At 62.4% G+C, this 255-nt stretch carries 1 pseudogene; it reads left to right on the top strand.

From position 1 onward, the window contains the following. A pseudogene (locus NGB94_RS16740) lies at positions 1–255 on the top strand (IS30 family transposase); the annotation flags it as partial.

Raw genomic sequence — 255 nt, 5'->3', positions numbered from 1 at the left:
CTCATGCTGCGCACCGCCTCGCTGCCGGGCGCAGGCTTCGCCCGAAAACGGCGAAGCTCGCTGTCCCGGGCAGGCTGCGGGAGTATGTTCAGGCCGGCCTGGTGCTTCAATGGTCCCCGGAGCAGATTTCGAAGAAGCTGGTCTCAGATTTTCCCGATGACCAGGAGATGCGTGTGAGCACCGAAACGATTTACCAGAGCCTTTACTTCCAGGCACGCGGCGGGCTCAAGCGTGAGGTTCAGTCCGCGCTGCGTA

Origin of the sequence: Arthrobacter koreensis, assembly GCF_035792275.1 — a bacterium.
GTDB lineage: Bacteria > Actinomycetota > Actinomycetes > Actinomycetales > Micrococcaceae > Arthrobacter_B > Arthrobacter_B koreensis_A.
The sequence above is the reverse complement of the archived record's forward strand: the minus strand, read 5'-3'. Positions and strand labels throughout refer to the sequence as shown.